This window comes from Paenibacillus ferrarius (genome assembly GCF_002027705.1).
GTDB lineage: Bacteria > Bacillota > Bacilli > Paenibacillales > NBRC-103111 > Paenibacillus_E > Paenibacillus_E ferrarius.
Genome location: NZ_MBTG01000031.1, coordinates 15,317 through 27,876, shown reverse-complemented (window position 1 = coordinate 27,876; position 12,560 = coordinate 15,317). Strand labels below are relative to the sequence as shown.

General features: G+C 45.1%; 9 protein-coding genes and 1 riboswitch. All 9 genes read left to right on the top strand.

The window, feature by feature from the left end; translation table 11 throughout:
- Window positions 1–242: 242 nt before the first annotated feature.
- A complete protein-coding gene (locus tag BC351_RS27650; RefSeq protein ID WP_079417103.1) occupies window positions 243–932 on the top strand; it encodes a class D sortase in 690 nt (229 codons plus the stop codon).
- 72 nt (window positions 933–1,004) lie between these two features.
- A riboswitch (cyclic di-GMP riboswitch) is annotated at window positions 1,005–1,092 on the top strand.
- A gap of 12 nt (window positions 1,093–1,104) precedes the next feature.
- Window positions 1,105–1,911, top strand: coding sequence for a transglutaminase-like domain-containing protein (locus tag BC351_RS27645; RefSeq protein ID WP_079417101.1), 807 nt, complete (start codon window positions 1,105–1,107; stop codon window positions 1,909–1,911).
- Between the two features lie 196 nt (window positions 1,912–2,107).
- Window positions 2,108–5,500 (top strand): collagen binding domain-containing protein, encoded by a 3,393-nt coding sequence (locus tag BC351_RS27640; protein WP_244209200.1) that lies wholly within the window; start codon window positions 2,108–2,110, stop codon window positions 5,498–5,500.
- A gap of 164 nt (window positions 5,501–5,664) precedes the next feature.
- On the top strand, window positions 5,665–6,384 hold the full coding sequence (locus BC351_RS27635; protein ID WP_079417181.1) for a vWA domain-containing protein: 720 nt from the start codon (window positions 5,665–5,667) through the stop codon (window positions 6,382–6,384).
- On the top strand, window positions 6,368–7,273 hold the full coding sequence (locus BC351_RS27630; protein ID WP_079417099.1) for a protein kinase domain-containing protein: 906 nt from the start codon (window positions 6,368–6,370) through the stop codon (window positions 7,271–7,273). The genes BC351_RS27635 and BC351_RS27630 overlap by 17 nt, the downstream gene beginning before the upstream one ends.
- Before the next feature lie 40 nt (window positions 7,274–7,313).
- Entirely contained in the window at window positions 7,314–8,729 is a 1,416-nt protein-coding gene (gene tilS / locus BC351_RS27625; RefSeq protein ID WP_079417097.1) for a tRNA lysidine(34) synthetase TilS, read from the top strand.
- A gap of 70 nt (window positions 8,730–8,799) precedes the next feature.
- Complete coding sequence (gene hpt, locus BC351_RS27620; RefSeq protein WP_079417095.1) at window positions 8,800–9,339, top strand: hypoxanthine phosphoribosyltransferase; 540 nt, start codon at window positions 8,800–8,802, stop codon at window positions 9,337–9,339.
- Window positions 9,340–9,436: 97 nt separating this feature from the next.
- Window positions 9,437–11,395: an ATP-dependent zinc metalloprotease FtsH gene (gene ftsH / locus BC351_RS27615; RefSeq protein WP_079417093.1), complete on the top strand. Its 1,959-nt coding sequence runs from the start codon at window positions 9,437–9,439 to the stop codon at window positions 11,393–11,395.
- 202 nt (window positions 11,396–11,597) lie between these two features.
- Window positions 11,598–12,536, top strand: a complete 939-nt coding sequence (nadA, locus tag BC351_RS27610; protein WP_047682971.1) for a quinolinate synthase NadA — start codon at window positions 11,598–11,600, stop codon at window positions 12,534–12,536.
- Window positions 12,537–12,560 lie beyond the last annotated feature (24 nt).

Genomic DNA, 12,560 nt, shown 5'->3' with positions numbered 1-12,560 from the left:
AATTATGCCAAAAAAAGAATTCTTTTTATTACATCAAAGAAGACTGAACAAATTCTGAACAATTTTTACCTATTTCGACAAGATTCCTCTTTGCTCTGACTGCGTCGGCCGGGACTGCTTTCACAGACCTTGGAGCAGGGATTCTTTCTACGATATAGAATAGAAATAAGGCGCATTATTGGTGGGATTTTTTGGGAAAGCGCACTTGCACATGAGATCCATGAGAAAGGCAGGTACCTCTGGTGATTAGAAAAAAGCTGTCACTGTTATGTATCGTTCTTGGGATTATCATTTTCTTCTATCCGATGGCTAACGACCGGTATGAGAGCTTTCAGCAGCAGAAGATTTTGAAGCAATGGGAAGACAATCTGCAAATGATGGATCAGGCTGTTGTTGAGCCCGAGGAATCACTGCCGGAGGATGTGCCTGTCGCGGCTTCCCCTGAACCTGCGGTTGAGGCAACGCCGACAAGCAGCCAGCAGGCTCCTGTGGCCGTCGCGGCGACGCCGAAGCCTGCAGCGATGCCCAAGAACATGGAAGGTATTCTCATTATTGATAAAATAGACCTCAAGCTGCCTATTCTAACGGATGCTACAGTGAATAATTTGAAAATCTCTGTTGCCAGTATCGCCAATACCGGAAAAGCAGGGGCCATTGGCAATTATGCGATTGCGGGTCATCGAAACCTGACCTACGGAAAAAACTTCAATCGATTAGATGAAGTCACCGAAGGTGATTTAGTCGAAGTAGATAGCGGGAATAAAAAGTATGTCTATAAAGTGGTTGATAAGCAGTATGTCCTCCCGGAAGACGTCTGGGTGCTCAAAGGCAACGGCAAAGATCGGGAGATTACGCTAATTACTTGCCATCCTATGGAAAATCCGACTCACCGTATTGCGATTAAGGGGATTTTAGTGCAGCCTGAGAAATAAAAAATGTAATATTTTGTCTATTCAGAGATACAAGCCTATGTTAAGATTGCTGTATAGGGATTCGGTGCTCTTCTCCGATAAAGGCAAATCTAGCGAAAACTAGAGACGCAAAGCTAAAGGGCCTTCCTTAGTAGAACTAAGTTGGCAGCCAGTTACCGAAAGGAGATTTCTTGTGCTTAAGAAACCAGTCAGACTAGCGATTCTTGCAACGCTACTAGGCAGTCTTGCCCCTCAAGGGATATGGGCAGCTTCCCCCACGCCCATTATTGACAAAGTTGCTCTGAATAAGGGGATTATCTCGGTTAACTATGAAAGAGCGAAGAATACCAAAGTTCTCGTCCGAATCATGAGTGGGAATGTCAAATATGATTATACCTTCGCAGAGGGAGATCAGTACCCTTTGCAGCTTGGCAATGGCGCTTATAGCGTGGTGATCGGCGAGTCCATAGGAACGAACAAATATAAAGTAGTTGCACAAGAACAGATAGATTTGAAGATGGAAGACGAGAATGCTGTCTTTCTACAGGCCATTCCACTGATTGATTGGAATACGGAGTCCAAAGCAGTCGTTAAGGCTAAGCAATTAGCGGGCAGTAAAGACACGGATATGGACAAAATAAAGGCCATTTACGGTTATATCACGACCCATTTTAAATACGATTATAAGAAGGCCCAAACCGTTGCAGATAGTTACATACCTGATCTGGATATGGTTTACGAGGCTTCCGAAGGAATCTGCTACGACTATGCTTCTACGTTTGCAGCAATGGCAAGAAGTGAAGGAATTCCGACCCGTCTTGTTATGGGATATGAGACACATGCCCCTGAGACCTATCATGCGTGGAATCAAGTTTTCTTGAAGGAACGTAATGAATGGGTGACGATTGATACCACTTATGATGCTGTGCATGTACAAGCCGGTGAAGTCGTAGAGTTGGAAAAAAACAGTGCTAATTATAAAGCAGCCAGAATATATTAAGATAGGGAAGTAACCTGTACTCATAACTGAGTGCAGGTTTTTTTGTTCGTTATTCGATGTGAAGAAATATGAATTCCAATGATTTACAATACAAGTTGTATCATATACTATTAATAATGATACAACTTGTATCAATTGCATAAGATACAAATAAATAATCTCTACAAGAATTAAATTGTGAATGGAGGTTTGAATAATGATGTTGAAGAAAAAAATGAGTACGCTGCTGGTTACATTATTAATTCTTATGCAGAGTATTTATGGGATTGGCTTTGTGACGACGGCCAGTGCGAACACAATATCGAACAACATTCTAGACAGTGTGACCATGGCTGTATACGACAGTTCAGGGCAGGTCGTTACGGGCGATGTTTACGAGCCGAACTCCACGGTGAAGCTGGACTATACGTGGTCTCTGCCGAATGGTCACGGGTATCATAGCGGCGATACGTTTACCTTCACGCTGCCGCAGCAATTTTTGCTTTTTAATGATATCAACGGTGGCTTGGTGATGGGGCAGGATCAGTTAGGAACGTTCCATGTTGACCGGACTAGTCATCAAGTGGTGATCACCTTTAACAACTACATAGAAAGCCATGATAATGTACATGGTACGCTCACCTTCAAAACGCAAATAGATAAAAGCCAAATAACCGAAAGCACGATTGTCAAAATTACCATACCGGTTAATACGGGAGAGCAGGTTTTCATTCTTCATTTCCGACCGACGGTCACCTCAACAATTGATAAAAAAGGAGTATCTGCAGGTTTCAATTCCAAGGATATTAATTGGACTGTTGATGTGAATAAGGCGCTGGATTCTGTTCAGAATGCAGTGGTAACGGATCCTATCCCAACAGGTCTATCTGTTCCTGTTACGGTAGCAGTTTATGAACTAGGGGTTCATCTAGATGGAACTGTGGTGCAGGGAGCATTGGTGGATGCCAGCCAATATACAGTCAATGTAACGGGAGCAAATCTGGCTATTCGGTTCACGGATAGTCCCATTACTAAGGCTTATCGCATTCAATATACGACGCCAATAACGGATTCCAACAAAGTGTCTTTCGTGAATACGGCAACGTTCGGAGGAAGCAATAAAGGCGCTGTTTCCGCGTCTGCGACGGTTCAGGTGCAGCAAGGCAATGATTTGGAAAAAGCGGAGGTAGGCTATAGTCCTATTACGCAAATTATTAGCTGGTCCATTAAATATAATTATAAAGAGAAGACCATTGCCCAACCCATTGCCTTCCTAAAGGACCTATTCAATGATACGCAAGATTTAATCGCGGGCTCTCTTCATGTCTATCCGGTTACACTGAGTTCGAATGGAACCGAAACACTGGGCAGTGAACTGCCAGCTTCTGAGTACACGGTAACGTCGGAGGCAGCTGCTGGCCGGAAAGGATTTAAACTGCAATTTAATAACCAAATCTCCTCAGCCTATAAAATTACGTACCAAACTAAAGCAAACAATCGTGTTCTGGATAACGCGATCATTAAGAATACCGTTGAGTCAGGTAGCGGATCCAGTGGTTCAGCTTCACGCGCTGTTGAACAGGGAATTATTTTGAAGTACCCTGGACCGGCAGATTACAAGGCTAGAACGGAAGCTTGGAGTTTGGTCATTAACCGGGATAGTCAGTTGATGAACAGCGTGGTTGTGAGAGATACATTTCCGAATAAGGGCATGCGTTTCATACCAAGCTCGATCGTCATCAAAAAAGGGACTGTGACCTTAACGTCGGCTGATTATGTTCTGGATAGTTCGATAGATCCGGGTGATGGATTCCTCGTCAAACTCACCAACCCGCTCTCAGAGCCTTTGTCGATTAATTACAAAACGGACTTTAATATAGATTGGATTAATCCGCAAGGAACTACAAACTTCATAAATTCAGCTAAAATTGATTGGCTAGACAAAACTGAGGTTTCGCAGACCAAAACGACAACGGCAACATTTATTCCCAGAGATGAAGTGAAGAATAATGGGTTTAAATATGGCGCCTACAATGCGGCTTCCAAAGAGATTACTTGGACAGTGGGGGTCAATTACAACAGCAAGGCTGCTGAAAAGGCTGCCGTTCAGGATACGCTGGAGTCTAATCAGAAGCTGATAGATGGTTCGCTTGCCGTCTACAACATGATCATCCCTGTTGACGGCAACGCATCCCAAGGGGAGTTAGTCGACAAGTCTAAATACACGTACACGGTTGATAGTCAAAACAAACTAGTAGTTAAATTCGATCCCTCCCTCCCAGGAGCTTATTACATTGTCTTTAAGACGAGTCTGAAAGGCCAGCTTATTAACAGCATGGTTTCCAACACGGCTAGAGCATTTGACGGAGAAAATCCTATTACTAATAATTTAAGTGCCACCCTTAACATCCCAATGGGCGGAGAATACGTCAGCAAAAGCGGTGAACAAAGCGGAGACAAAATAAACTGGACCATTTCAATTAATCGCAGCCAATCCACATTGAACGATGCCAAAATCGTCGATACGCCTACAAGCAATCAGCAATTGCTGCCGAATTCCTTCCATTTATTCGCTGCGCTTGCAGCTGTCAATGGCAATGTGACCAAAGGATCGGAATTAACGAAGGGCACGGACTACAATTTGGTCATTAAAACGAGCAATGATGGCAAACAAACTTTTGAACTGAGTTTCGTTAATCAGATATCGAGTCCTTATATTTTGGAGTATCAGTCCTTAATTACGGCGAACGATCACGATACGGTTTCCAATAAAGTTAGTCTCAGCGGCAGCAATGTAACCTCAGTAGTGAAAGAAACAACGAAGGATATTGTGGTAGGTGTTTCTGGAGGGTCCGGTACGGGCAGCGGGGTTCGAGGATCATTGACCGTTAAGAAGATTGACTCAGCCAATAACACCTTATTGCTTGGTGGCGCAACCTTTGAACTGTATCGGAAGTCAGGTACGGCAAGGACGTTGATTAACACATTAACGACGGATGAAACAGGATCTGTTGTCTTTAAGGAACTGCTTGCAGGCGATTATGTTGTAGTTGAGAAAACAGCGCCTTCTGGTTATGTATTAAACAGAGAAGAGAACCCAGTAACGCTCCATTCAGCGGATGTTCTGAGTTTAAATGTCATAAATACTAAGGTGCCTGATCCGGGAACGCCTACCCCGACGCCAACACCGACACCGACACCAACGCCAACACCAGAGGGACCATCATCAAGCCCGACACCGACACCAACACCAGATGGGCCAACATCAACATCAACGCCAACACCAGATAGAACAACGTCAAGTTCGACACCAAGCCCAACGCCAAGCTCAGTACCTGGAAATACGCCATCACCGTCGATAACGCCAGCGCCTACTATAACGCCAATGCCATCACCGCCAGCGGTTCCTACGCCATCCACGGATCCCAAATCGACGGAGCCGGACATTCCTATCGATAGTGATAATAGCGTTCCATTAGGGGGAATCCCGCCTATAACGAAGCCAGAAACCCTTCCGGTAACGGGAGAGTCTAGTCACTTGTATGTAGAAATCGCAGGTATCACCTTGGTTCTGTTAGGCCTAATCCTAAGAAGAAGATTCACAAGGTAGTATCCGATTCGAATTTCAATCTCAAGACAGTCTGCCTGTACCACGGGTGGGCTGTCTTTTCATTTCCTTTGCTCGAACCATGATTAGACTCTCTCAAAAATGGAAAAACTAGGAGTAAAACTACTAGAGCGATAATCCTATCAGCCAGGGAGGCAAATATGATGATGAAGCAGATTCTTTTAATTACAGACGGATGTTCCAATGTAGGGGTGAGTCCGGTCATAGCAGCTGCACAAGCACAGGCGGAAGGCGTTACGGTGAATGTTATTGGGGTAATCGATCATGGGGAGTTAGGTTTGCTGGGTTCTGAAGAAATTCGTGAGATTTCCGCTGCTGGCGGCGGGATGAGTCGAATCGTAGATTCGGGCCAGCTTTCACAAACGGTGCAGATGATGACGCGCAAAACGGTCACTACAACGATTCAGCATGCTGTAGGCAAAGAATTGCAAAGCATACTTGGCTCGAATCAATTGGAGCAGCTGCCGCCTGACAAGCGGTCTCAGGTCGTTCAGGTGATTGATACGATGAGCGAAACCACGTCTCTTCGTGTAGCTCTTTTAATAGATGCTAGTGCCAGTATGAAGCCTAAACTTGCGGCAGTTCGCGAAGCCATTCGTGATCTTTTGCTGAGTCTTAGAGCCCGTACAGGGAAGAGTGAACTGGCTGTTTTTCATTTTCCATCAACCAAAACTAGTGATCAAGAGCTGGAAATGGACCTCGGCTGGACGAATCAGCTTGCAAATTTGGACAAGATGTTCTATAAAATAAACATGAAGGGTACAACTCCAACAGGTCCGGCGCTGCTGCAAACGCTGCAGTATGTGACGGAAAAGCCTTTCTCACCAAAAACCGAGGATGGGATGCTGAGTGACTACGTGGTATGAAGACGCCTTCCGTCCAGGATCAGAAATCCAAGGGAAATGGAACGGCCGGGTGTATGTGGTCGAACGTTTATTAGGTGCTGGTTCTAATGGGATTGTGGCTCTCGTACGAAGAGGAACAGCCAGATTTGCGTTGAAAGCAGGTCATGAGACGGTTGATCATCAATCGGAGATTAACTCATTGCTTGCCATCTCGCTGACAGAGACCTCGTTCAAGAATTTTTTGATAGATGCGGATGATATGACAGTGGGCGGTAAAGAGATTTCCTTCTACGTCATGCGATATATTGAAGGAATGACGATTTCTGATTTTATACATAAGCGCGGGCAGGATTGGATCTATGTCATAGGTTCGAATTTGCTGCGGAAGCTGACGGAAGTTCATCAGAGTGGTTACGTCTTCGGGGATCTGAAGATTGAGAATATGATTGTTTCTAAATATGGAGATGTGGACCTCATCGATTTTGGCGGTGTGACATCTAAGGGCAGAGCAATCAAGCAATTGACCGAGGTGTATGATCGCGGTTTTTGGAATCGCGGCGAACGCGTCGCGGAGGAAAGCTACGATCTATTCTCATTTGCTATATTGCTATTGAAATCGCTGGATCAGCGGAAACGCTTCACAGGCTTAACGAAAACCCTGCCTCAAAACCGAGATCTGGAAGAATTAACAGCCGTTATTCGTGAGAATGCGGTGGCTGCTCATATCGGGCCTTTTCTTCATAAAGCCTTGAATGGGGAGTTTCGTACCTCACGAGAAGCTTATCAATATTGGAGAACACTCGTATCCACGAAAAAAATTGCACAATCGACGCTCAAAATGCCATGGTTGAAAATATGCTTCGCTGCTTCTATTTTTATTTTTGGAGCAACCGTTTATATTTATTGGTAGTGTGTGTCAGGAAGCAAGTGCATGAAGAGAAGGGATACATATGGAAACGGAATTAGCAGTTCAGGTGGAACAACGCATTATAGAACACAAGCTTATAGCTTCAGGAGATGTGGTTGTTGTTGCAGTTTCAGGCGGGCCTGACTCTGTGGCGCTGCTTCATGTCCTTTTTGTGTTAAGCGAGCGGCATGGCTGGAAGCTGATTGCTGCGCATGTCAATCATCAATTCCGAGGCGAGGAATCCGATGCAGAAGCTTTGTTTGTAGAGGAACTGGCTGCCTCGATGGGGCTTGAGTGTGAAATCGGCGTTATTAACGTTCCGGCATATATAGAAGAAACATCGCTGAACGGGCAAGCCGCGGCACGCGAGAAGAGGTACGAATTCCTCCATCAGGTGGCGGCCAAATATGGTGCGAAGCGCATCGCTTTGGCCCATCATGCGGATGATCAAGCCGAAACAATTATGATGCGAATACTCCGCGGTACGGGTCCTGCGGGGCTGATTGGCATGCCGGAACGAAGGCTCGAAAAAAAAGTGGAACTGATTCGTCCTTTTCTACGTATATACAAAACAGATATTGTGAATTATTGTGCTCAGCATGAAATGCTTTATTGTATGGATAGCAGCAATCTGCTGCGGAAGTATTTTCGCAATCAAATTCGGCTGGATGTTATGCCGATGCTGAAGACCTATAATGAACAATTTTCGGAATCACTGAACCGACTGGCGGACTTAATGCAAGCTGAGGATGATTATTTAGGCAGAGAAGCCGAGCTGGTTTTCCGCCGAATAACGACTTTCCGGCCAGGCTGTTGCCGCCTAGAGCGAAGTGATTTCACCGAACTGCACCTTGCTTTACAAAGGCGTTTGATTAAATTAATATTAAACTGTCTTTGTTTGGGAATGGATCGTTTGGATTATGGTCGAATTGAACGTATTCGCGAGTTGATTGTGCAGCATCAGGTTTCAAATCAAATCCTACAGGTGGATGAAGAGCTTTATATAGTGAGAGAATATGAAGCCATTCAATTTCAGACCGCTGCTCCCGTTCCGAAATCTTATTCGTATGAGATCGGACCCGCGACAAGCGAGCTGTACCTGCCGGAAGCTGAGGCCAAGTTCCACTTCTCTTGGATGCAGGTCAGTTCCCCAGAGACCGCTATTCATTACTCATCAGCAACGGATGTAAGTTTGGATCTGGATCAACTCCGCTTGCCGCTCGTGTTAAGGAGCCGCAGATCAGGAGATCGATTGGAACCACATGGTTTAAACGGGTCCAAAAAGGTAAAAGATATGTTCATTGATGCCAAGATGCCGTTAAGTCGGCGCGATGTCATTCCGTTACTGGTCGATGCTTCCGGGCAAATCCTCTGGATTGCTGGCTTTCGTAGGTCCAAGCATGCTTTGGTTGGACCGGATACAGAACGTGTGCTTCATATGAAGCTCGTGCTGCAGTAACACGTGTAAATTTCGTTCTTCTAGAATGTAAATTTATAAGGATTCATAATATAATCTAGGGGGTTCATCCTTGTACAGCGACATTCAAGAAGTTCTTTACAGCGAAGAACAAATTCAGAACAAGATCAAAGAACTAGGGGATCGACTTTCAAGTGATTACGAAGGCAAAAACCCATTGGTCATTTGCGTGCTTAAGGGAGCTTTCATTTTCATGGCTGACCTGGTTAAGCAAATTAGAGTACCGTTGGAAATTGATTTCATGGCGGTATCGAGCTATGGTCAATCCACGAAATCCTCCGGTGTGGTCAAGATTATTAAAGATCTCGATGTACCTGTAGAAGGACGTCATATCCTGATCGTGGAGGACATTATCGATAGTGGTTTAACGTTGACTTATCTGATTGATGTGCTAGAACGCCGCAATGCCAAGACGGTCTCGGTCGTTGCGCTGTTTAATAAACCGGCACGCAGAACCGTGGAACTCGAGCCTGACTATGCAGGATATGAGCTTCCAGACGAGTTCGTTGTCGGATATGGTCTGGATTATGCAGAGAAATATCGCAACCTTCCATTTATCGGCATATTGAAACCAGAGATCTACACTAGCTAAAGTCATCTCCCGCAGGCCCGTCAACGCTGTTATGTTGTAGTGCTTTACTGGGATGTGGTAAAATAATAAAAGTGTGCCGTTCGAGAGGAGGCTAGGGATGAATCGAATTATCCGGAATACCGGTTTTTATTTACTTATATTTTTGGTGACAGTTGGTATCGTCCATTTCATCAGTACCCAAAACGAACAAAAGGAGTTAATTACTTACGATAAATTCCGCCAAGCGGTTGTTAACAAAAATGTGGAATCCGTGACATTGAAGTTCGATGGATACACATATTTGATTAAAGGTAAGTACATTAATCCACCAAGTGGTGCTGACAAGAAGAGCTTTGAAACCCATGCCCCGTATGAGCCTTTGGTCGTTCAGTTGATTGAAGCCAATGGCGTCCCGCAAGAATCGTACGAGACTATGGAGAGGGATAGTGTTTGGATTAGTTTCCTAACTTCCATTATTCCATTCGTCATTATCTTCATCTTGTTTTTCTTCCTGTTGAATCAGGCTCAAGGTGGCGGCGGGAAAGTAATGAACTTCGGCAAAAGCCGTGCCCGCTTATATAATGAAGAGAAGAAGCGTGTCACATTTGAGGATGTGGCAGGTGCAGATGAAGAGAAGCAAGAATTAATCGAGGTTGTTGAATTCCTGAAAGATCCACGGAAATTCGCAGCTGTCGGTGCCAGAATTCCCAAAGGGGTTCTGCTCAACGGTCCTCCGGGAACGGGTAAAACGTTGCTCGCCAGAGCTGTTGCGGGTGAAGCGGGAGTACCGTTCTTCAGTATCTCCGGTTCTGATTTCGTAGAGATGTTCGTCGGTGTCGGCGCATCCCGTGTTCGTGACTTGTTCGAGAACGCGAAGAAGAACTCGCCTTGTATCATCTTTATTGATGAGATTGATGCGGTTGGTCGTCAACGTGGCGCAGGCCTCGGCGGCGGACATGATGAGCGCGAACAAACGCTCAATCAATTGCTTGTAGAGATGGATGGATTTGGTGCAAACGAAGGTATTATCATCGTTGCAGCAACGAACCGTCCGGACATTCTGGATCCGGCATTGCTGCGTCCAGGTCGTTTTGACCGTCAAATTACGGTTGATCGTCCGGATATCAAAGGCCGCGAAGCCGTTCTGAAAGTACATGCTCGCAACAAACCACTTGCCAAAGATGTGAAGCTGGATTCCTTATCACGCTACACAACTGGATTCACAGGTGCTGATCTAGAGAACTTATTGAACGAAGCAGCTCTAATCGCTGCCCGTCGCAATCGCAAAGATATTTCCATGGCTGAAGTCGAGGAAGCTTTTGACCGTATCATTGTAGGTACGCAGAAGAAGAGCCGGATTATCAGTGAAGCCGAGAAACGTATCGTTGCTTATCATGAAGCCGGACACGCAATCATCGGTTACCATGCCGAGAATGCGGATATGGTGCACAAAGTTACAATCGTACCGCGCGGACGCGCTGGCGGTTATGTGATGATGCTGCCCAAAGAAGGCGAAGATCGCATGATGCAGACGAAAAACGAATTGCTGGATAAAGTGACTGGACTCCTGGGAGGCCGTGTTTCCGAAGAATTATTTATCGGTGAAATCGGTACTGGGGCTTATAGTGACTTCCAGAAAGCAACGGGTATCGTTCGTCGCATGATTATGGAATACGGAATGAGCGATAAGCTTGGACCGATGCAGTTCGGCAGCTCCCAAGGTCAAGTGTTCTTAGGACGCGATATCGGCCACGAGCAGAACTATAGTGATGCGATTGCTTATGAGATCGACCAAGAGATGCAAAGCTTCATTCGCACTTGCTATGATCGTGCTCGTGCGATGCTTACAGAGCATGCGGATCAAATTCATCTCGTAGCTAAGACGCTGCTTGAGAAAGAAACATTGGACAAAGATGAAATCATTGCGCTTTTGGAGAAAGGCAAATTGGATGACAGCACGGATGACGAGGAAGTCAAAGTGAACATTCAAAGCCAAAGCCAATCCAGTGACAGCAATAAGCTTGAGTTCGAGAAAGATAAAGAGAAAGATCCGAATCCGGATCAATCCGAAGAGTAACAAGCAATACCAACTCGTAAATCCGGTGTACACGTCAGGTGTACCCGGATTTTCTGGTTATTTAGGCGTTTTTGCGCATTGACAGGGGATGCCGGAATGTGTAAATTAGTTGTAAATCTCTAATTTCATATCGATTAGATCATACTACTTTTAGATAGGTTAGTAAGGCAAACTTACGTCCCAGATAGGGGAGGAAGCATCCATGGAAGCTTTAGCTTTAGAACGCAAGGCGGAACAGAATCGCGAACTTAAAGAACGGTTGCTGCAGCTGAAGAAAGAACGCAATGCTATTATTCTTGCTCATTATTATCAACGTGACGAAGTACAAGAGGTTGCCGATTTCCGGGGGGATTCTTTTCTGTTAGCACAGAAGGCGGCACAGACAGATGCAGATGTTATTGTTTTCTGTGGTGTACACTTTATGGGAGAAAGCGCTAAGATATTAGCTCCCAATAAGACGGTTATTATTCCGGATGAACGTGCAGGCTGCCCAATGGCGGACATGGTGAATGTGGAAGGGTTGCGTGCTCTCAAACGTCAGCATCCCAATGCCAAAGTAGTTGCTTACATTAATACGTCTGCCGATGTTAAATCCGAAACTGATATTTGCTGCACATCAGCCAATGCTATCAATGTTATCAATTCCGTCGATTCGGATGAAATCATCTGGGTACCGGATAAAAATTTGGGTGACTATGTATCAAAATTCACAAGCAAAAAAGTGATCATCTGGGAAGGCTATTGCAATACTCATGATATGCTGACTGTCAAAGATGTAGAGGAAATGAGAGCGCAATATCCGAACGCTCAATTCGTCGTTCATCCGGAATGTCGCCCTGAGGTTGTGAAATTGGGTGATTTTGTAGGCAGTACGACAGCGATTATCAAATATTGCAAAGAATCGGATTGCAAGGAGTTTATCGTAGGGACGGAAGACGGAACAGGTTATCAGCTGCGTCTGGATAGTCCAGATAAACAATTTCATTTTGCAACCAAATACTTGGTTTGCCCGAATATGAAAGTCAACAACTTGAAGAAAATTGTAAAGTGCCTTGAGACGATGCAACCAGAGATTTATGTGCCGGAAGATGTGGCTGACAAAGCAAGATTGTCCCTTGAGCGTATGCTGCAAGTGAAGTAATTTCCAATCAAGATCTGAATGACC